At 62.4% G+C, this 19,753-nt stretch carries 18 protein-coding genes and 1 pseudogene; 13 read left to right on the forward strand and 6 right to left on the reverse strand.

What is annotated here, in order from left to right; translation table 11 throughout:
• Window positions 1–7 precede the first annotated feature (7 nt).
• Genes ACKAE7_RS00680 through ACKAE7_RS00695 form a run of 4 tightly spaced genes read right to left on the reverse strand, consistent with a single transcriptional unit; the run spans window position 8 to window position 3,982 of the window.
• The gene (locus ACKAE7_RS00680; RefSeq protein WP_408978247.1) at window positions 8–1,309 is read right to left on the reverse strand and encodes a protocatechuate 4,5-dioxygenase subunit alpha/beta; all 1,302 of its coding nucleotides are present in this window, start codon (window positions 1,307–1,309) and stop codon (window positions 8–10) included.
• A 1-nt stretch (window position 1,310) separates the two neighbouring features.
• Window positions 1,311–2,249: an amidohydrolase family protein gene (locus ACKAE7_RS00685; RefSeq protein WP_408978248.1), complete on the reverse strand. Its 939-nt coding sequence runs from the start codon at window positions 2,247–2,249 to the stop codon at window positions 1,311–1,313.
• Entirely contained in the window at window positions 2,249–2,941 is a 693-nt protein-coding gene (gene ligK, locus ACKAE7_RS00690; RefSeq protein WP_408978249.1) for a 4-carboxy-4-hydroxy-2-oxoadipate aldolase/oxaloacetate decarboxylase, read from the reverse strand. The genes ACKAE7_RS00685 and ligK overlap by 1 nt, the downstream gene beginning before the upstream one ends.
• Window positions 2,942–2,953: 12 nt before the next feature.
• Window positions 2,954–3,982, reverse strand: a complete 1,029-nt coding sequence (locus ACKAE7_RS00695; protein ID WP_408978250.1) for an amidohydrolase family protein — start codon at window positions 3,980–3,982, stop codon at window positions 2,954–2,956.
• A gap of 147 nt (window positions 3,983–4,129) precedes the next feature.
• Here ACKAE7_RS00695 and ACKAE7_RS00700 point away from each other — a divergent pair, with 147 nt between their 5' ends.
• Window positions 4,130–5,035 carry a LysR family transcriptional regulator gene (locus tag ACKAE7_RS00700; protein WP_408978251.1) on the forward strand — a complete coding sequence of 302 codons (906 nt, stop codon included), beginning with the start codon at window positions 4,130–4,132 and terminating at the stop codon, window positions 5,033–5,035.
• A 257-nt stretch (window positions 5,036–5,292) separates the two neighbouring features.
• On the opposite strand, the gene ACKAE7_RS00705 is transcribed toward ACKAE7_RS00700, so the two are convergent.
• On the reverse strand, window positions 5,293–5,943 hold the full coding sequence (locus ACKAE7_RS00705; RefSeq protein ID WP_408978252.1) for a nucleotidyltransferase domain-containing protein: 651 nt from the start codon (window positions 5,941–5,943) through the stop codon (window positions 5,293–5,295).
• 740 nt (window positions 5,944–6,683) lie between these two features.
• Here ACKAE7_RS00705 and ACKAE7_RS00710 point away from each other — a divergent pair.
• Window positions 6,684–6,908: pseudogene (locus ACKAE7_RS00710) on the forward strand (Nramp family divalent metal transporter); the annotation flags it as partial.
• A gap of 793 nt (window positions 6,909–7,701) precedes the next feature.
• On the opposite strand, the gene ACKAE7_RS00715 reads toward ACKAE7_RS00710, so the two are convergent.
• Window positions 7,702–8,220 carry a MarR family winged helix-turn-helix transcriptional regulator gene (locus ACKAE7_RS00715; RefSeq protein ID WP_408978253.1) on the reverse strand — a complete coding sequence of 173 codons (519 nt, stop codon included), beginning with the start codon at window positions 8,218–8,220 and terminating at the stop codon, window positions 7,702–7,704.
• 292 nt (window positions 8,221–8,512) lie between these two features.
• Between ACKAE7_RS00715 and ACKAE7_RS00720 the strand changes: the two genes are divergently transcribed.
• The 11 genes from ACKAE7_RS00720 to ACKAE7_RS00770 form a co-directional block, all read left to right on the forward strand.
• Window positions 8,513–9,382, forward strand: a complete 870-nt coding sequence (locus ACKAE7_RS00720; RefSeq protein ID WP_408978267.1) for a transketolase — start codon at window positions 8,513–8,515, stop codon at window positions 9,380–9,382.
• Entirely contained in the window at window positions 9,382–10,347 is a 966-nt protein-coding gene (locus tag ACKAE7_RS00725) for a transketolase family protein (RefSeq protein ID WP_408978254.1), read from the forward strand. Before ACKAE7_RS00720 ends, ACKAE7_RS00725 begins: the two co-directional genes overlap by 1 nt.
• Window positions 10,348–10,383: 36 nt before the next feature.
• Window positions 10,384–11,454, forward strand: coding sequence for a zinc-binding dehydrogenase (locus tag ACKAE7_RS00730; protein ID WP_408978255.1), 1,071 nt, complete (start codon window positions 10,384–10,386; stop codon window positions 11,452–11,454).
• Window positions 11,451–12,986, forward strand: coding sequence for a sugar ABC transporter ATP-binding protein (locus ACKAE7_RS00735; protein ID WP_408978256.1), 1,536 nt, complete (start codon window positions 11,451–11,453; stop codon window positions 12,984–12,986). Before ACKAE7_RS00730 ends, ACKAE7_RS00735 begins: the two co-directional genes overlap by 4 nt.
• Before the next feature lies 1 nt (window position 12,987).
• Window positions 12,988–13,977 carry an ABC transporter permease gene (locus ACKAE7_RS00740; protein ID WP_408978257.1) on the forward strand — a complete coding sequence of 330 codons (990 nt, stop codon included), beginning with the start codon at window positions 12,988–12,990 and terminating at the stop codon, window positions 13,975–13,977.
• 76 nt (window positions 13,978–14,053) lie between these two features.
• Window positions 14,054–15,022, forward strand: coding sequence for a sugar ABC transporter substrate-binding protein (locus tag ACKAE7_RS00745; protein WP_408978258.1), 969 nt, complete (start codon window positions 14,054–14,056; stop codon window positions 15,020–15,022).
• Between the two features lie 79 nt (window positions 15,023–15,101).
• Window positions 15,102–15,884, forward strand: a complete 783-nt coding sequence (locus ACKAE7_RS00750; protein WP_408978259.1) for an SDR family NAD(P)-dependent oxidoreductase — start codon at window positions 15,102–15,104, stop codon at window positions 15,882–15,884.
• Window positions 15,885–15,895: 11 nt separating this feature from the next.
• Window positions 15,896–16,774 carry a sugar phosphate isomerase/epimerase family protein gene (locus ACKAE7_RS00755; protein WP_408978260.1) on the forward strand — a complete coding sequence of 293 codons (879 nt, stop codon included), beginning with the start codon at window positions 15,896–15,898 and terminating at the stop codon, window positions 16,772–16,774.
• 35 nt (window positions 16,775–16,809) lie between these two features.
• Window positions 16,810–18,297, forward strand: coding sequence for a benzaldehyde dehydrogenase (locus ACKAE7_RS00760; protein WP_408978261.1), 1,488 nt, complete (start codon window positions 16,810–16,812; stop codon window positions 18,295–18,297).
• A 154-nt stretch (window positions 18,298–18,451) separates the two neighbouring features.
• Window positions 18,452–19,549: a 1-phosphofructokinase family hexose kinase gene (locus ACKAE7_RS00765; protein WP_408978262.1), complete on the forward strand. Its 1,098-nt coding sequence runs from the start codon at window positions 18,452–18,454 to the stop codon at window positions 19,547–19,549.
• 46 nt (window positions 19,550–19,595) lie between these two features.
• Window positions 19,596–19,753: transposase (locus ACKAE7_RS00770; RefSeq protein WP_408978268.1), on the forward strand; the 158-nt coding region annotated here is incomplete at its 3' end.

Below are 19,753 nucleotides of genomic sequence, written 5' to 3' on the forward strand. Positions count from 1 at the left end.
GATGCGGTCAGGTGGTCGGGTTCGTGAGAACAAGGTGGCCGACGGCGGTGTTCGACGCGGGCACGTGGTAGAAGCGGTGGTTCACCTCGGGGCTCTGGCCTCCGAACTGATCATCCATCGCACCGCGCGCGATGAGCCAGTCGACGAGCTCGATGCCCTCGGACCCGGCCTCGTCGACGTACTCCATGTGCTGCCATTCTGTCAGGCCCGTGGGGTCGGCTATGAGGTGGTCCAGGAATGCGTTGTCCCACTCCTCATTAATGAGGCCGGCGCGCGGGCCCTGCAGCTGGTGGCTCATGCCGCCGGTTCCCCAAATTTGCACGTTGAGCGGCTCACCGTCCCACTTGTCCAGCGCACGGCGGAGCGCGCGCCCGAGTTCGTAGCAACGACGTCCCGACGGCACCGGGTACTGCACAACGTTTACAGCGAGGGGGATGACCCTGACGGGCCATTCCTCCACATCGCCATACACGAGCGACAGCGGCACCGTAAGGCCGTGGTCTACGACCATCTCGTTGACGAGCGTGAGGTCGAAGTCATCCTGGATCACGGACTGGGCGATGTGTGCGGCCAGCTCGGGATAGCCTTTGACGTCGGGCACAGGGCGGGGGCCGTAGCCCTCGTCCGCGACCGGGTACTCCGCGCCGGTGCCCAGCACGAAGGTCGGGATAATGGAGGAGTCGAAGGCCGTGGCGTGGTCGTTATACACCAGGATGACGACGTCGGGCAGGTTCTCCTTGGCCCACTTTCGCGTCCACTCATACCCTGAGAACACCTTCTTCCAGTACGGCTCCTCGGTCTTGCCGTGGTCCATCGCCGCGCCGATCGCCGGCACGTGCGAGGTGAATAGTGCCGAGGTGTACTGCGCCGGAGCACCCTGCCGCATCGTCTCGGCCTTCTCGCCGGGCTCAGGAGGCGTCCATCCGTCGAGATCCTTGAGGCGGTTTCCCTCCGGGCGGCGCCCACCGCCGATCATCATGTCACGGTACGCGGCCTCAGACATGCCCGTCATCGAGCCGGCCATCTGCTGGAAGCTCAGGCCGTGAGTGGCGCCGATCTTGGCCAGGAAGTAGATGTTCCCGCCCTCGGCGATGCAGGTGTTGAGGTCGATATCGAGGACCGCCTGGCGCTGTACCGGGTTGAGAGGCCACTCGTCCAGGTACGCCTCGCGGTCTGCCAAGTACCGTTCGCGGTTCTCCGATTTCATCAGGGACATGCAGAACTGATTGAGGTTGTACCCCTTCCGGGCTTGCTCTGCATCAAAGATGGTGGTGCCGGGTACGTCTTTGTACGGCTTGTCGAGTGCCATGTCATACTCCTTCGGGCCAGTAGAGGCGGCGAGGATTGTCGACAAGCAGCTGCTGCTGCAGTTCCGACGTCGCCGCAATCTGGGGGATGTAGTCGACCAGAAGCCCGTCGTCGGGCATGTGGTCCTTGAGGTTGGGGTGCGGCCAGTCGGTGCCCCAGAGAACGCGGGAGGGGAACTCCTCGACCACACGGCGGGCAAACGGCACGACGTCGCGGTAGGCGTGCTGTTCGCCGTTGAGAGCGCGAGGGCCGGTGGCGGACAAACGCTCAGGGCAGGAAACCTTGGTCCACACGTTGGTGTTCTCACGCATGAACCGCAGGAACAGTTCGAACTCGGGACCGTCCGGATCCTTGGTCACGTCGGGCCGTCCCATGTGATCGACCACCAGGTCGGTCGGGATCGACGAGAAAAAGTCGTACAGCTCGGGCAGATCCTCGGCCTCGAAGTAGATCACAACGTGCCATCCAAGTGGCGCGATCTTGGCCACGATCTCCTCGAGCGAGTCGGTCGGCACGCGGTCGACCAAACGCTTAACGAAGTTGAAGCGCACCCCCCGGACGCCGGAGGCGTGCAACTCGGCGAGCTCCTCATCGGTCACGTCACGGCGAACCGTTGCGACACCGCGGGCACGCCCTCCGCTACGCTGCAATGCGTCGACCAGGGCCCGGTTGTCGGAACCGTGGCATGTCGCCTGCACGATGACGTTGCGGTCGAAGCCCAGCTGGTCACGCAAGGCGAACAACTGGTCCGCCGAGGCGTCGCACGGGGTGTACTTGCGCTGAGGTGCATACGGGAACTGCCCGCCCGGGCCGAACACGTGGCAGTGGGCGTCCACGGAGCCCTCTGGCAGCTCAAATGTCGGTGTGCTCGGCCCGTCGTACCAGTCGAGCCAGCCCTCCGACTTATCAAAATTGCCGGTGGTATCGCCGTGTGTCATCATCAGTTCTCCACGTATTCCAGGCCGGCGTTGGCGAGAGGCTCGCGCATGCCGTAGACATCCAGACCCAAGACGCCCTCACGGAACTTTACGCGCTTGGCTTCCTCGTTATCCTCGCGCTTCTGGCTGGCGTCTGCCACCGCTCCGACAAGCTCGCGCGGGACAACCACGACGCCGTCAACGTCGGCCACGACCACGTCGCCCGGGTTCACCACGGCGTTCGCGACCACTACGGGGATGTTCACCGACCCGAGGGTCGCCTTGACCGTGCCCTTCGAGTTGATCGCGCGAGAGAAGACCGGGAAGTCCTGCTTCTCGAGGTCAGCGACGTCGCGGACACCCCCGTCGATCACCAGGCCCTTGCAGCCGCGCGCGGTGAGCGAGGTCGCGAGCAGCTCACCGAAGAAGCCGTCCTCGCTTTCGGTGGTGCAGCCGGCGACGATGACATCGCCTTCCTGCACCTGCTCGGCGGCGACGTGGAACATCCAGTTGTCACCAGGCTGCAGCAGCACCGTCACTGCCGGCCCGCAGAGCTTGGCGCCGGTGTAGGCCGGCCTGATGTAGGGACGCAGGAGCCCGACTCGCCCCATCGCCTCGTGGATAGTGGCGACGCCGAACTGCGAAAGCCGTTTGACGTCGGTGGGATCCGGACGTTGGATGTTGGTGCGGACGATGCCGAGGTTGTTCAGTCGCATTTGATGGTCCTCTCAGAGTCCGCGCGCAGTAAGGGCGCGGTCAAGCCGTGGGTAGACACGGCGGGCGTTGGCTTCGAACACCTGCTCGCGCTGCGCGTCGTTCAGGTTCGTGGTGGCCTCGACGTACCGCTTGGTGTCGTCGAAGTAGTGTCCGCTGCGCGGGTCGACGTCGCGCACGGCGCCGATCATCTCGCTCGCGAAGAGGATGTTCTCGGTCGGGACGACCTTGGTGAGAAGGTCGATGCCCGGCTGGTGGTAAACGCAGGTGTCGAAGAACACGTTGTTCAGCAGGTGCTCCTCGATTTCGGGCTTGCCCAGCGCCATTGCGAGCCCACGGAAGCGCCCCCAGTGGTAGGGGACGGCGCCGCCGCCGTGAGGGACTACGAGCTTCAACTCAGGGAAGTCTCGGAACAGGTCGCCCTGGAGCAGTTGCATGAACGCGGTGGTGTCGGCGTTGAGGTAGTGCGCTCCGGTCGTGTGGAAGGCCGGGTTGCACGAAGTGCTGACGTGCACCATGGCCGGGATTTCGTACTCGACGAGCTTCTCGTAAATCGGATACCACGAGCGATCGGTTAGCGGCGGGGACGTCCAGTTGCCGCCGGACGGGTCGGGGTTGAGGTTCACCGTGACGGCGCCGAGTTCCTCGACGGCGCGAGTAAGCTCGGCAACGCTCGTAGCGGGATCCGTACCGGGGGACTGGGGGAGCATCGCCCCCGTCAGGAAGCGTTCGGGGTAGAGCTCGCTGACGCGGGCGCACAGGTCGTTGCAGATCCGGGCCCAGGTCTCGCTCACAGCGAGGTCTCCGATGTGGTGCGCCATGAATGAGGCACGAGGGCTGAATACGGTGACGTCGCTGCCGCGCTCGTTCATGAGCTTGAGCTGGTTGGCCTCGATGGTCTCACGGATGTCGTCATCGCTGATGCGCAGGGTCGCGGGGTCAGGAGCGACCGCGCGTCCTTCAGTGAATGCGACCTGCAAGTCACGCCAGGCGCCGAGCTGTGTTGGAGCTGTGGTGTAGTGGCCGTGGATGTCGATAATCACGCGTGTCGTCCTTGTCACTGAGTGTAAGCGGTGCGAGAGGAGCCGCACGTCGTTGAATCAGCGCTGGCCCCAACCTGACTTTAGGGGGTGTGTGCCACTGTGATCCAATAGATATGCAAAGAGAGAGCCATAGATAGAATCTATGACATGACGTTCACCGACCTCAACCAGCTCCGGACATTCGTCACGCTCTACGAGCTGCGCAGCGTCACGGGTGCCGCCAAGCGGCTGCACGTGACGCAGCCCACCGTCAGCCATTCCCTGAAGCGGCTCAGAGAGCGGTTCGGCGACGAGCTATTCCGGCGCGAAGGGAACGACATGGTGCCGACCGCGAAGGCGACGCAACTGTTTGGGCCCCTACACAACGCCTTGGCACAAATAGACGCGACCGTCATGGAATCGGACGTGTTCGAACCGACCGGATTCAGCGGCGAACTCGTCCTCGGACTCACCTCGATCGGCGAGCAGACGTTCCTCCCACCGATCATGATCGCCCTCGGGCGGGTGGGCGCCGATCCGCGGATTCAGGTAGAACGGCTCGATTCAGACGAGGTCGAGGGCGGGCTGATCCGCGGCACCATCGATCTGGCACTGACCGTATCGCGGATCACCACACCGCGGCTGTGGAGGACGCACGTGCGTTCAGTCGAATATGTCGCGCTGTCATCCGGGTCGCATCCGCTGCCCCGGACCGGGCCAGATATGTTCGAGGGGAGGCGCTTTGTGCGGGTCTCCGCCCGTGGCGGTCACGTCTATCCTGTTCAGGCGCTGACCGAACACGACCTGATGTCCCAGGTCGTGCTGACCATGGAGGAATACGGCACCGTGCCCGCCGTGCTCGAGGCGACAGATCTGGTCGTCCTGCTGCCTCGACATGTAGCGGGGGTGTTCTGCGGCTGGTTCCCCCGCCTTCGCATCGCCGAGCTGCCCTGGCCCGGGCAGAGCACACCGGTGGAGTTGTACACGCGGCGTGAGGCCAGCCTCTCGCAGGCGCAGCAATGGTTCCGCTCGCTGGTGCTTGATGCGGTTGCGGCCGATGAATACAAGTCGTAGTCATAAGCGTCTGCGGGGATCTCAAAATCCGACAGGCCGCTCACGCTGCATCAGCGCGACTGAAGCGGTTGGTGGGGACGGTGCGACCCGGTGCCGCCAGTCGACCTAGAGATTACGAGGTTCTTGTAATGAAGGCAGCCGTTATTCACGGCGCTGGCAGCATGACCTGGGAGAAGGCCCGACCATTGGCCACCTCATCGACGCGACACAGGCAGGGCAGTCAGGCTTCCCATCGCCGGCACGCCAAAGCGGAAGCGCTAGCGTTTCGCCCTGTTCCAGCTGGCCTTACCCGGTGCGAACGGGCTACGCACATGAATCGACCATGACGAGTGCGGGTGGATCGTCAGAATCGCTTGCTCCCACCAGGCTCGGGCTTCGTTTGAGAGCTCCGGTAGAACCGCATCCTTGTCGGCGTCGTCCTCAGGACGGGGACGCAGCGCCTTCCAGACCAGCTGCACCTCGGGCGCCCCGGTCGGGATGCCGTCGACGTCGATCACCGCACGATCCCACGGCAGTTGCAGTCGGGGATCTCGGCGATAAATCCAGACGCGATCCGTGCCGTCCTCGACGTCGACCTGCAGTACCCATGCGCCCGTCGCGTCGTCATGGATACGGATCGGCTGCAGATCGGCATCCATATCAGCCTCTGCCCAAGGGAGAACGCCGTCGCCTGACGGAGCCCACGCGCTAAACGGTGCCGGCAGGTCTTGCACCAATTGGGGCAGGTCGGCGATCGTCGTGCTGACATCGATATTGTCGTGCTCGCGAGTCTTAGTGCCGAGCCAGTGGTCAAGCGCCTCCCCTCCGGACAGCCACCAACGGCCCGAAGATGGCCCAAGCAGCTCCGCCACGACTCGTGGGGGCAGGGGTGCCCAGCGCGTCGCGAGGGTGGGTGCGGATGAGGCCATGGCTCAAGGCTACCCGTGGGCGGCGGTGGTTTGTCGAAATGGCCATGAGATCGAACCCACAGTGATGCGCATTGCACAGGGGATGGCGATCGGCGCCGGGAGTGGGTGTGAGCGATCAGAACAGATCAAGGGAGCCGGAAGATGCCCCCTATGCCTTGGGTGTCCAGCAGGCGGAGCAGGTCGTTCCCGGTCCCGCGCCAGTCCACGGCCCGTTCCGGTGGAAGCTGCTTAGTCAGTCCGAACTCTGCTGCGGAGAAAGCAGTGATTTTCCGGGAAGGACGCTCGTCCCCGAGCTCCCGGCCCCCCGACCAACTCTGGAGGCGTCGCTCCGGCCGCCGGCTTGAAGGGATTCAGCACGGGACCTCGGGGGAAAGTAGGTGAAAGTGGTGAAACTTCTGCCACCGTACGGCAGCTCTCGTACCCGGCAAGCTCGTGCACCGGCAGGGCCGAAGGGCAAAGCGGTAGCATCGGGGCCATGGCCGCGGAAGAGAACTATGTCGAGCACCCGGAGGATCCGAGGCAGGATCAGCGGAGCTCATGGCTTAACTCCAACACCTCCCAACGTCTTTCAGTTCGGAAGAACCATCAGAATGCTGACATAGGCCTGAACTCCTCGTTCAGGGACCAACTAACATTGATGAGAGACCATGAGCAACGACGCCACTGACGGAAGCCCAATAAAAAAGCCGGTGACGGTAGCAGGAGGGCAGCTTCCTTCCGGGGGGAGCCACGCTGACCGGATTGACGACGACGGGGGCCGTCCCGCCAAATGGCGCATCGTCGGGCCCGGCCTGGTGGTCGCAGCCACCGGGGTGGGCGCTGCTGACATGGTGGCCACTTTGGTGGCGGGCTCCCGGTACGGTTACGGCCTCTTCTGGGCTGTCATCGTTGGCGTGGTCCTGAAGATCATCCTCGTTGAAGGCGCGGGACGCTACACGCTGGCAACGGGAAAGACGACGTTCGAAAATGCTGTTTGCGCCTGTGTTCCAGCCTGCCCTTTCAACATCCCGCAAACTAAAGGACGGCGCCCGCCAGATATAGACCACGACCACGAGGCGCGCGTCCTGAAAACACTGAAGAAGAAGTCCGGAGAGTTCTGGGGGACGGGCCAGGCCCGACACCGCGAACAGCCCCTTTTGCAGGCACTTCCCCGCACGTTTTCGGGATCCGATAACGGATAATCCTTCAATCTGGCGAGGCTCGGACAAGCCGCGCTGGGTGACTCAGTTCCGTCCACAGTTGAAGTCAATTCGGGTTATCCACGGCTGAGATGGGGAGCCCCTGGATTGGCTCCCGGAGCAGCAGTAGTGGTGGATAACCGTTGAGAATTGTCCTTGGGTGTGGGCGGCGGCGGGACCCAGCCTCTCAGCGACTCGGATTGAAGTCCATTATTTTGGGGCCCACAAGGCCCTGAGTCAGGTTGGGGTGTGCCCCAACTGCACGACGTCCCGGCTGTGAGGAGGTTTCCCGGAGTCTGGGGCGAGTTTCAGCCTGGCTACCTAAGCAGGCGCGTTGGACCAACATCTAGGAGACCTGGTTCGATAGCTCAGTAGACACTCATCTGATGCGGTTTCGAGAAATCTTAGACGTCTGCTTCGACAAGTCGCCCTTGCCGAGACTCCGCATGATTTCCGGCTCTTATGAGGTCACTCTTGCCGGTGGGACGGGAGCATCATCACTCTAAGGGCTTTACGCGGGTTGGATAAGTGGTTGCCGTCCTAGGTCAGATGCCGCCCATGGCTGTGGTGCCGTCAAGCGTTATCCGCCGTTCTCAAGCGTCTGCAGCTCGCGGGCTTTCTCGAGCATGCGGCGCAGTAGGCTGTTGAGCTGGTCGACATCGCTATTCGAGAGATCGGCAAGGATGATCTCCTGCCCGCGCATCGAGATTGGCAGCATGGCGTTGTGCATCTCTGCTCCCGCCTTGGTTAGGTACATGGGTCTCGAGCCGCGAGGGCCATCGATCATCAGCAGAAGCGCGCGTTTGAGCAAGGTATTCACACTCTTGGAGACGACAGCCTTATTTAGCCCAAGGAACTCCGTCACCTCCGTTGCAGATGCGCCCGGGCGGCTCGCCAGGGCCGAGATGACCCGCCAATCGTTTGTGCCAAGCCCGAAGTTCCGGCGCATCTCCTGGGACTCCCGCCATACAAGGGAGTTAGAGAGCAGGTGAAGAAGCCGTGGTGTGAAGTTCTCCGGATCGATGGACACCTCAAGCGGATCCGTGACGGCCTCGGGTGGAGCGAGTGAACGTGGCCGTTCATCCTTTTCGCTGGTCACGACCCTCCTTCGGGCGAGTAAGGGCCGGTGGTGGATATTCTCACGCAGGGTTCCCCGTCCTAGATGCCTGCCAAACGATTATGTCGTGAATCCAGCATGCCGGAATCCACTGCCAAGCAACATAACAAGTTTACTGGTCCACTTGTTTACATGTAAACAGGTTGGTGTTAGTCTCGTCACATCGGAGCCTGAGATAAGGCTCGCTGACCACGATTGAGTCGATGAGGACGCCGTCTAAACGGCGGCAAATCGGCATCCGTGTCATTCAATGAGGAGGCATGAGATGGGCCAAATGACCCTGCGGCCGAGTGAGAGCCCGCATACTGTCAAGGAATTGGAGGATCTAGCTTTTGAGCTGAGGTCGAAGCTGTTGCATTTGTGCGGGACTTACGAGGGGGCCGTACATATTGGGGGTGACCTGTCCTCCGCGGATATTTTTACAGCGCTCTACCACTATGGGCTGCACGTTGACCCTTTGGACATCGCTAATCCTGAGCGGGACCGCTTTGTCCTGAGCAAGGGCCATGCGGCTGTCTGCATGTACATAGCAATGGCAATGCGGGGGTTCTTTTCCTATGAAGGGATCGTGGAGACGTACGGTCAACTTGATTCCGCGTATGGCATGCACCCGTGCAAAGTGCAGCTGCCGGGCGTGGAGTGTTCCACCGGGTCTCTCGGACACGGCCTGCCGCTGGCCGTCGGAATGGCTCTGAGTGCGCGGGGTCGCAGTGAGTCACACCGAGTCTTCTGCCTGCTCGGTGACGGGGAGACCGGTGAGGGATCCGTCTGGGAGGCAGCGATGGCTGCCCGTAGTAACAAACTTGGCAATCTCGTCGCGTTCGTCGATCGGAACCGTCAGCTGATGACGAGTTTCGCGGAGGAACGTGTGGTCTTTGAGCCCTACCCGGACAAGTGGGCAGCTTTCGGCTGGAACGTGGTCACCATCGACGGGCACAACATGGCCGAGCTGGTCGACGCGCTGGACGCACTGCCTGGGAGCGACAGCAACCGGCCTACCGTCGTCATTTGCGAGACCGTCAAAGGCAAAGGCGTTGATTTCATGGAGCGCAACCTTGCCTGGCACGCCGGGTCCCTTGGAGCAGCCGACCTGGACCGTGCCGTTGCAGCGCTTGAAGCATCCCGCGAAAAGGAGTCAGTCTGATGCCCGTCACATTCACCTTCGGAGAGATGCTCTCCGCACGATCCGTCATCGGATCGACCCTTGCCGAACTCGGCGACGACTACAACAACCTTTGGGTGCTAACGCCCGACATCGGAGCGACGCTGGTTGAATTCCGTGACAAATTCCCGGAACGCTTCATCGATGTGGGCCTCGCCGAACAGGCATGCGTTGGAATCGCCGCAGGCCTCGCGTATGACGGGAACATCCCGGTCGTTTCAGGCATGCTCCCCTTCCTCAGCATGCGCGCTCTTGAGCAAGTCCGTAGCGACGTCTGCTACCCCAACCTCCCGGTGAAGATCATTGGTACGCACGGCGGTCTGGTCGGCAACGGCGGCTCAACCCACTATGCCGTCGAGGACCTTGCACTCATGTGCGCCCTCACCAACATGACCGTCACATCCATAGGCGACCCGCTTATGGTCGGAGAAATAATCCGCCAGTCGATGACTATGCAGGGGCCGATTTACATCCGGCTTGCCGTGGGCAAGAAAGACAAGGTGCTCTACGAGCCCGGCCAGCACGATGTGCGTATCGGCAAGGGAATTGTCGCCCGCGAAGGCACAGAGGCCACAATCTTCACTCACGGGACCGTCGTGTCGCAGGCCCTGGATGCAGCGGAAGAGCTGGCAAAGGACGGCCGCTCAGTACGGGTCGTTGACATGTTTACGCTCAAGCCGATCGACGAGGAGCTTATCGTGCGGTGCGCCGCGGAAACCGGCGGCAGGTTCATCATAGTCGAGGACCACCTCTCGTACGGCGGTCTTGCCACGCGCGTAGCTGACGTTGTCGCCGACCGTAACATCCACCTTGCTGCCTTCGAGCGCCTCGGAATCCCACAGGTATATGCGGGCTTCGGGGACGACGAAGAGCTCCGCAACAAACACGGCTACGGACTTGAGGCGACGATTGCTGCCACCAGGCGCGTTATCGCCGCGCAGCCCTGATCCACCGAACCGGTTACGCGCTCAACGGAGAGACTAATGAAAACAGTAGCTGTCACCAAAATAGGGAGCCTCCGCGATCCCGACGAGCAGGCCCGCGGCCGAATCGGCCTTGTCGATTTCCCGGAGCCGCCACTGGGACCTGAAGATGTCCGGATCCGCGTCGCATATTCGGCCATCTGCGGGTCCGACCCCCACCTCGCGGAAGGTTTCTTCGGCACGGAAGTGCCGATCGGGCTCGGCCATGAGCTATCGGGGGTGGTCGAAGCACTGGGAGAGAAGGCGCATCGCAACGGACTCAACGTCGGCGACAGGGTCGCGGGCAACTTCCTGCGATTTTGCGGCACCTGCACACACTGCCGTGGCGGGCAACAGCAGTTCTGCGAGCACATTCAGGAGTACAACCGACCCGGCATGGCCGAGACGGTCACCTGGCATGAGTCGCAGGTCTACAAGCTTCCCGAGAGTTTGTCTCTACTAAAGGGCTGCTTGCTTGAACCCGCCTCAGTTGCAGTCCGGATTGCCGATAAGACCAATATCAAGGTTGGCGACCGCGTTGCCATCTGCGGCGGTGGTCCCATCGGACAGCTCGCGCTGCAAGTACTGAAGATGAGCGGCGCTACTTCTCTGACCCTCATTGAACCGATCGCGGAGCGCCGGAAGTCGGCACTCCTACGGGGTGCCGACTTCGTGATCGATCCGATCAGCGAAGACCAGTACCAATGCGCGGAGGAGATCACTGATGGCCGGGGGTTCGATGTGGTCATTGACGCATCCGGATCAACTCGCGCAGTGCGCGGCCTCCTCGACATCGCCGCCAAGGGAGCAACCGTGGTCTACGGCGCGATGTATCCGCACGACTTCGAGATGCCCCTCAACCTCTCGGATTACCTCTATCTCAAGGAACTCACCCTGACCGGCGTTTTCGTGTCCCCATATGCATTCCCGCGGGCGCTGCAGATCCTGCCGTATCTCGAGGTGGACGAGTTGACCCGGATGGTTTTCGACCTCGACGACGCAGAGGCTGCGTTCGCCATGCACGTGAGCGGGGAGCACGCGAAAGTCGTCATCCGGTGCAACCACATCGATGATGGAGGACAAGCGGCATGACCATCCTGAATCCGCCTCAGACCGAGACGGCCCTGCTGGAGCCGGCCGCTGCCCTGGAGGCGCGAAACATCGTCAAACGCTTCGACGGCGTGCACGCTCTCAATGGCGTCCGTCTCTCCGTCCGGCCGGGTGAGATTCACGCGTTACTTGGCGAAAATGGTGCGGGCAAATCGACACTCATCAAGATCCTGACAGGGCTGTACACGCCTGACTCCGGACATATCCTCCGCAACGGCGAAGAGCTCAGGTTCGGAAACGTCCGGGATGCCCACAAAGAAGGCGTCGTAGCCCTCTACCAGGAGCTCTCGATCGTACCCACGATCAGCGTGGCGGAGAACATCCTGCTAGGTGAACAAACACCAAGCCGTGGCGGCCTGGTTAACTGGCGTGCCCTGCGGAGCCGTGCGAAGGAGCAGCTCGACCGGTTGAATCAGAGCATTCCCCTCGGCAAGCTCGCAGGCAGCCTCTCACCGGTCCAGCAGACAATGGTGGCCGTCGCCCGTGCGCTGGCCACCGACGCCAGGGTGCTGATTCTGGACGAACCCACAGCGGCGCTCACCGACCTCGAAATCACCGACCTTTTCGCGGTGCTCCGGACCCTGCGTGACGAAGGAGTCGCAATCGTCTACGTTTCGCACCGCCTCGAGGAGGTCTTCGAACTGTGCGACCGACTCACCGTCATGCGCAACGGCGAGACCATCATTACCAAACCCGTCGCTGAGACCACCGTAAACGAGGTCATCTCCACAATGGTTGGCCGCCCGGCGGGCGAGCTCTTCCCGGAGCGCAGCACCGCGACCGACCAGGTGGTCCTCTCCGTCGAGGGCCTGAACGGGCGGCGGGTCAAGGACATTTCCTTCCATGCACGCGCCGGAGAAGTCCTCGGCATCGGAGGCTTGGCCGGCTCCGGCCGCAGCGAGCTGCTGCGGCTTCTCGCCGGCGCCCAAAAGCACTCCTCGGGGACGGTCGAAGTCGCCGGCCAACACCTGCCGCGCGCCTTCGGCGTCGGGCAAGCCCTTGAGGCCGGAATAGCCCTCGTCCCCGAGGAACGACGCAGCCAGGGCGTCATCCTGAGCGCTCCAATCCGGGACAACATCGCGATCGCCAACCTCAAGACCGTGAGCTCGCTGGGTTGGGTATCCGGCCGAAAGATCTCAAACCTCTCCCAACAGGGACTCACCGACCTGAGGATCAAGGCTCGCGGACCGGGCCAAGCCGTCGGTCAGCTCTCCGGCGGCAATCAGCAGAAAGTGGTGCTGGCCAAGATGCTCGCCCGCAAACCCAAGGTGCTATTGATGGACGAGCCAACCCGCGGCATCGATGTGGGCACCAAAGCCGAAATCTACCGCCTCATCCGCGAGTTGGTGGCCGGCGGCACCACCGTCGTCGCCGTCAGCTCAGAACTGCCCGAGCTCATCGGAATGTCCGACCGCATCATCATCATGCACGAGGGCCGAATCTCCGGCGAAGTGCAGGCCGCCAGCGCCGACGACGAACTACTCCTCTCCTACTGCTACGGAAGGGTCGACTGACATGACCAAAACCGACACGCTCTCGCCGGCGACAACTTTGCCCACACGCGAGCAAAAACCCCTCTTTCAGCTCTTCCGGCAGGGCGGCACCGTCGTCGCCCTGATCCTGCTCATCGCCTTCTTCACGATCATGCGGCCGGAAGTGTTCCTCAGCTTCGGTAACGTGCGGAACATCTTCGAGCAGATCGCCATCCTCACGATCATCGCCGTGGGACAAACCACCGTGATGGTGGTTGGCGACTTCGACCTCTCAGTGGGCACGAACGCCACTCTTTCAGGCGCAACAGCAGCAGCGTTGATGATCGGAGGAACCCCGGTTCCCCTGGCAATCATCGCGGGGCTGTGCGTCGGAATCCTCGTGGGAATGGTGAACGGTTTCCTCGTCGCCTTCTTGAAGCTCTCCGCATTCGTGGCCACCCTCGCAACGATGACGACGGTAGGCGGCCTGGCCTTCCTCGTCACCAGTGGCACCACGCTCTACGGAATGCCCGAAGACTTCTTCACCATCGGCCAAGGCCGACCACTTGGAATCCCACTGCCCATCTTCTTTGCCGTCGCTGTGGGCCTCATCCTGTGGCTGGTCCTGCGGTTCACCACCCTCGGCCGTCGGTGGTATGCCGTGGGCGGCAACGCTGAGGTTGCCAGGCTTTCCGGCGTGAACGTGCAGTGGACCCGTTTCCTCGCCTTCGTTATCGCCGGTCTGGCATCCGCGATCGGCGGCATCATCCTGGTCAGCCGACTGGGAAGCGCGAGTTCGGCAAGCGCAAACAATTACATGATGCTGGCCGTCGCGGCGGTCTTCCTGGGCATGACCATCCTGAAGTCCGGACAAGCGAACGTCGGCGGCACCCTCGTGGGCGTCGGCATCATCGGAGTCATGAGCAACGGCCTGAACATCATCGGCGTGAACACCTACATCCAGCAGGTGCTCACCGGGCTCATCATCATCGCCGCCGTCACCCTCTCAGCGCTCAAAGCCCGCGACGCGTAGCGCAGCAGCATCACATCAGCAGAACCAACGCACCGCCCCTAAATCCAACACACGCAATCAAACAAAGGAGTAGATGATGCGTAAGAAAATGACTGCACTCGCCGGACTGGCGATGGCTTCGGCGCTGGCACTCACCGGCTGTTCCGGTCCCGCCGCAGGAGATTCCGACACGTTCACCGTGGCCGCCTTCACCGCCGGCTACGGCACACCCGTTGGCAAGTCCACCGTCGACGCCTTCGTCCAAAAGGGCAAAGAGCGGGGCTGGGACGTAAGACTGTATACAAGCGAGTTTGACTACGACAAGATCAACACCGATGTCACCGGCGCAATCACCCAAGGCGTCGATGCAATTTTCGCCGGATTCCCGGACCCACGCCAGATAGCACCGCTGGCAAACGCCGCGAAAGCCGCAGACATTCCGATCTTTTCTATTGACGGTGGCGTAGAGCCCAACGACGACTTCGTAGTTGATGCGACGACGAATCAGCAACAAATTGCCGATCTCACCGTAGGTTCCCTCGAGAAAGCCATGGGAGGCCTGAAAGGCAAGAACGTCATGATCATCGGCCACGACCCGCACGTCGGAATCATGACCCGCAGCCACATAGCGGAAGACCTTCTGAAGTCTGCCGGCGCGAACATTGCCGGCGGCGAGATCAAGCAGATCCTGAACCCCGGGACGTCTCAGGAAGAAGCGCTTAAATTCGTCACTGACTACCTCCAGGCCAACCCAAACGGGCTTGACGGCGTATGGGTGGGTTTTGACCACGCCGCACTGGGTGCGGTGCAGGCCCTTAACGAGGCAGGCCATAAGGACACCCCTGTAACAGGCGTCGACGCGGTGGGCATCGCCCTCGCGGAGATCAAAAAGAACGGCCCCTTCTACGCGACGGTAGTGCAGGACTGGCCGATGGTTCTCAACCTGGTCATGGACGACATCACGGCCTATGAGAAGACGGGCGCCAAGCCGGCCAAGAACTTCATCGCGACCGACGTCACCCTGGTTGATCGCACCAACGTCAACGACATCAAGCCGACCGACTGACACGCCTGCCCGGGGCTGGTAAAAAGCCGGTCCTGGGCACTGCACAGGCAAACCACTAGCAATCAGAGAGAGAACAATCATGCGTTTGGAAGGCAAAGTCGCCATCATCACCGGCGGAGCCAGCGGAATCGGCCGGGCCACCGTACTAAAGTTCGTCCGCGAGGGAGCCCGGGTGTTGGTCGCGGACCTCAACCTGGAACAGGCAGAAAAGGTCGTCGCCGAAGCAACGGCAGCCGGCTTCGAAGGCGCCGCAGCCGCGGCACAAGTAGACGTGTCACGGTTCTCCGAAGTTGAAGCGACTGTGGCTCGTGCTGTGGAACTGTTCGGCGGACTCGACATCATCTTCAACAACGCGGGCATTGCAGGCGGCAAGCCCCTGCTCGACCACGACCCGGAGCGCGATTACGCGCCCATGATCCGCATCGACCAGGACGGCGTCTACCACGGCATCCTCGCCGCCGGCCGCCAGTTCCGCGACCAAGGCAGGGGCGGAGTTATCATCAACACCTCATCGATCTACGGCGAGCAGGCCGCTGAGCTGTCCTTCTCGTACAGCGCAGCGAAGGCTGCCGTCATCTCCTTCACCCGTTCGGCCGCATACGAGCTCGCCGAATACGGGGTACGTTCGGTGGCGATCACCCCTGGAAGGGTAGGAACCCCGATCATCAACCAGTTCAGCGATGAGTTGAGGCGTACGTTCGCAACCGAGCAGATGCGTGGCGTCCTGACCGAGCCCGATGAGATTGCCGACGTGGTCGCTTTCCTCGCCTCCGACGAAGCTAACGCGATCAACGGAACCGTGGTGCACGTCGATGACGGATACTCCAGCTTCAAACAGCGCCTCGATCTGCCCACGTTCTAGGGAGACGGATTATGAACGCCGATCTGGATGTGGCCTGCCACCTGAACATCTTCGCACCCGGCCTTTCCTCGAAGCAGCTGCCCGCGGCACTGGATGCAATTGCCGCCGCCGGCTACCGGCGGCTTGTACTGCCACCGCTGGATCCGGATGACGTTGACGTGCCAGCACTCCGTGCGCTCCTGGCGGCCCGCGGCTTGGCTCCGATCACCATGGCAGGTCAGAGCCCGGATGCGGACGTCTCCTCACCAAGTGAAGATGTACGGCAAGCCGGGGTCACCCTCCTACGGCGGACGCTGGATCTGACCGTCGCCCTCGGTGCAGACCAGATGAACGGCGTGCCCTACGGAATTTTCGGCCATCCGACCGGCCCCACCGGGCGTGATGCGTTTGAAAGGTCGGCGGCTGAGGTGGGGAGCATCGCCGACGAGTCTCACGATCGCGGTGTACTCATGACCTTCGAAGTCCTCAACCGCTACGAAACCTCCGTAGTTAACACTGCCGCTCAGGCAATGGAGTATGTCGCTGCGAGCGGCTCCGAGCACCTTGGGATCCATTTGGACACCTTTCACATGGCCATCGAAGAAGCCGACGCGTCGGCGGCAATCCGTACAGCATTGCCCCGGCTCCGCTACCTCGAGCTGGGGCAGTCCGGACGAGGTCCATTGTCATCAGGGGCGGTGGACATCGCCGGCATCGTACGGCAGGCCCTGGAAGACGGCTACGAGGGAAGGTGGGGCATCGAGGCGTTCTCGCGCTCCACCCTCGGCCGCCCGGCGTCAGACATGCTCTCCATCTGGCGGAGCCCCTATCAACACGCTGCAGCCCTCTCAGCTGACGCAGCGAACACCATCGACACCGGCTGGGCATCTAAGACCGCTGCCCGCGTTTGAGTAACCACGAAACAAATACACCGAAAGGCAGGAACATGACTACGACCATGGAAACCCGCGGCAACCTCATTGACGAGGCAACTTTTGCGGGGAAGATCTACATCGACGGCGAGTGGGTCACCGGCGCTGCAGGCGAAGTTGCATCGATAGAACCGGCCACCGGGAACACACTCGCCATGGTGGGCCTTGCCGGTCCGGAGGATGTGGCACTGGCCGCGGAGGGAGCCGCAAGGGCACAGAAGGAGTGGGCGGCCACACCTCATCCTGTCCGCGCCGCTGTGCTGCGGCGGGCCGGACAGTTATGGGAGGAACACGCCGAGGAGATCGCGGGTTGGAACATACGCGAGGTGGGGGCCATTCCCCCCCTGGCGGGCTTCGCCCTCCACGTCACGGCTGCGGAGTGCTACGAGGCATCTGCCCTTCCCTCCGCACCCCGGGGCGCGGTCCTTTCGAGCGAGCAGCCCCGCCTCTCCCTCGCCGAGCAGGTTCCAGTAGGCGTCGTGGGCGTGATCTCGCCCTTCAACGTTCCGCTGATCCTCGGCATCCGTGCCGTCGCGCCGGCACTCGCCCTGGGCAACGCCGTGTTGTTGAAGCCGGACCCCCGCACGATCATCACAGGCGGCGTATCCATGGTGCGGATCTTCGAGGAAGCTGGATTGCCTCCAGGCCTGCTCCAACTCGTCCCCGGCGGCGCCGACGTCGGTGAAGCCATGGTGACTGATCCCCGTGTTCGCGTCATCGCCTTCACAGGTTCCACGCGTGCCGGGCGTCTTGTCGGTGAGCTGGCCGGCCGGCACCTCACCCGCGCCCACCTCGAGCTCGGCGGCAATTCGGCGTTCGTCGTGCGCCATGATGCTGACGTGGACAAAGCCGTCAACCTCGCCACCTGGGGATCATTCCTGCACCAGGGACAGATCTGCATGACGGTGGGGCGCCACATTGTGCATGAGTCCCTGTTCGAGGAGTACGTTTCCAAGCTCGCGGCTAAAGCTGAGACCATGCACGTCGGAGATCCGGCGGCCGGACCCGCGCACCTGGGCCCCCTGATCGACGAAGTGCAGCGCGACCGCGTCCATACGTTGGTCCAGGATGCTGTTGCACAGGGCGCTGATCTTCGTGCAGGGGGCACATACGACGGACTGTTTTACCGGCCAACGGTTCTGGCTAACCCACCGCTTGAGGCCACCGCATACTGCGACGAAGTGTTCGGCCCGGTTGCCTCGGTAGTGCCGTTCTCCTCCGACGACGAAGCCGTCAAACTGGCCGCCGAGACCGACTTCGGGCTCTCCCTTGGCATCGTGACCGCAGACGTGATGGCGGCGCTCGAGATGGCACGGCTCATCCCGACGGGCATAGTGCACATCAACGACCAAACGGTTAACGACGAGGCGAACACACCCTTCGGAGGCGTCGGCGCTTCAGGCACGGGATCTCGCCACGGTGGCGCGCAGGCGAGCATCGATGCCTTCACCGAGACGCGCTGGATCACGATGCGGCGGGAACCCGGGGCATACCCCCTGTGACGAGCAGCTCCTCCTGAATCACACCAGCAGGTCCCAGGGGTGGACGGCGTAAATGTCCGGGGCGTTCTCCGGCTCGGTTTTGGCGGTGTACGGGTCCCTTCCACAGGGACGAAGTCATCAATCCACATCACTCTGGACTGAAAGGGATAAGACCATGACCGCGACCATGCCCATGTCCGGGCACATCATGGGGGGCAGCTTGGGAAAAGCAAAGGCGGAGAGGATCACTAGCAGCCGAACTGCGACCTCCCGCGACCATAACCAGCGCACTTTGGCTGCCCCCCGGGTCGTCACTCTTACCCCAGCACCCTCAATTGACAAGGTGTACTTCCTGAAACAAGTCCGGGCAGGCCAGGTCAACAGGGCCAAGAGCGTGACCACGTATTTAGCCGGGAACGGAGTCAACGTAGCCAGAAGCCTCCATCGAGCCGGCAACGCAGTTTCGGCTGTGCTCCCGATTGACCAGGATAGAACCGCCACCGCTGGGCCCGGTGACAACCTCAAAGAGGTAATCCATGGGGTGAAAGTGGGAAAGCCGCTTCGAACCAATGTAATTCTCGTCGATGATTCGGGCACGACGACCAATATCAATGCGCGCCCTGCTCCTCTGGACTCCGCCCAGTGGAACCGGGTATGCCAAGCGGTTACCGATGAAATTCAGAGAATCAGCGCCGACTGGTTCGTGCTCGGCGGTTCGTTGCCCATGAACACGGCTACCGGCGAATTGGTCGACTTACAGCCCCTTTTCCACGCAGTGCGTTCCCTCGGAGTATCCATCTGCCTGGATACACCTGCTGGCGAAGCCCGGGCGGGGCAGGCCAACGCATGCCAACCCAACCTGGTGAAACCTAACGCTGACGAACTGAGCGTCATGGCTGGCGTTACAGTGCGGTCGCTAAAGGACGCCGTAGACGCCGCCAACATAGTAAGAGCGCGGGGAGTCGATACGGTTCTGGCCAGCCTTGGCCCGGACGGCATCCTTGAAGTCAGCGACCGGGGAACCTTTTGGGCACACGGGCCGGCAGCGCGCGTGGTCAACACGACGGGCGCGGGAGACGCGGCGCTGGCAGGCTATCTCAGCGTCGCCCGTTGCGACAGTCAAATGCCGGAGGGGCCTCACGAGGCGCTACGGCGGGCCGTCACGTGGGGTGCCCTCGCCGTCCAGCAGGCAACGACCATACTCCCGCATATCATCACGAACCCCCGCGAGGTCCAGATATCGTCACCCGAGCTGGACCGTCAACTCACCTAGGGCGTGTCTCCTAAATTGAGGGATGGCTGGCTGGAATGCTTAAGGTGTGTCGCGAACTTCTGTCTTGAGTGATGATCAATGGTCCCGGATCGAGCCGTTGTTGCCGAGCTCTGACGGGAGGCGTGGGCGTCCGTTCCGGGGCAATCGCAAAGTCGTGGAAGGCATCATTTACCGGTACCGGTGTGGGATTGCCTGGCGGGACCT

Origin of the sequence: Pseudarthrobacter sp. NKDBFgelt, from assembly GCF_046097905.1 — a bacterium.
Lineage (GTDB): Bacteria > Actinomycetota > Actinomycetes > Actinomycetales > Micrococcaceae > Arthrobacter > Arthrobacter polychromogenes.

Bases quoted from the DNA above. Each gene is read 5' to 3' on its own strand.
- ligK (WP_408978249.1), bottom strand. From the start codon at position 2,941: ATGCGACTGAACAACCTCGGCATCGTCCGCACCAACATCCAACGTCCG.
- ACKAE7_RS00735 (WP_408978256.1), top strand. From the start codon at position 11,451: ATGACCATCCTGAATCCGCCTCAGACCGAGACGGCCCTGCTGGAGCCG.
- ACKAE7_RS00750 (WP_408978259.1), top strand. From the start codon at position 15,102: ATGCGTTTGGAAGGCAAAGTCGCCATCATCACCGGCGGAGCCAGCGGA.
- ACKAE7_RS00760 (WP_408978261.1), top strand. From the start codon at position 16,810: ATGACTACGACCATGGAAACCCGCGGCAACCTCATTGACGAGGCAACT.
- ACKAE7_RS00745 (WP_408978258.1), top strand. From the start codon at position 14,054: ATGCGTAAGAAAATGACTGCACTCGCCGGACTGGCGATGGCTTCGGCG.
- ACKAE7_RS00720 (WP_408978267.1), top strand. From the start codon at position 8,513: ATGACCCTGCGGCCGAGTGAGAGCCCGCATACTGTCAAGGAATTGGAG.
- ACKAE7_RS00765 (WP_408978262.1), top strand. From the start codon at position 18,452: ATGACCGCGACCATGCCCATGTCCGGGCACATCATGGGGGGCAGCTTG.
- ACKAE7_RS00730 (WP_408978255.1), top strand. From the start codon at position 10,384: ATGAAAACAGTAGCTGTCACCAAAATAGGGAGCCTCCGCGATCCCGAC.
- ACKAE7_RS00700 (WP_408978251.1), top strand. From the start codon at position 4,130: ATGACGTTCACCGACCTCAACCAGCTCCGGACATTCGTCACGCTCTAC.
- ACKAE7_RS00680 (WP_408978247.1), bottom strand. From the start codon at position 1,309: ATGGCACTCGACAAGCCGTACAAAGACGTACCCGGCACCACCATCTTT.
- ACKAE7_RS00725 (WP_408978254.1), top strand. From the start codon at position 9,382: ATGCCCGTCACATTCACCTTCGGAGAGATGCTCTCCGCACGATCCGTC.
- ACKAE7_RS00740 (WP_408978257.1), top strand. From the start codon at position 12,988: ATGACCAAAACCGACACGCTCTCGCCGGCGACAACTTTGCCCACACGC.
- ACKAE7_RS00755 (WP_408978260.1), top strand. From the start codon at position 15,896: ATGAACGCCGATCTGGATGTGGCCTGCCACCTGAACATCTTCGCACCC.
- ACKAE7_RS00705 (WP_408978252.1), bottom strand. From the start codon at position 5,943: ATGGCCTCATCCGCACCCACCCTCGCGACGCGCTGGGCACCCCTGCCC.
- ACKAE7_RS00685 (WP_408978248.1), bottom strand. From the start codon at position 2,249: ATGATGACACACGGCGATACCACCGGCAATTTTGATAAGTCGGAGGGC.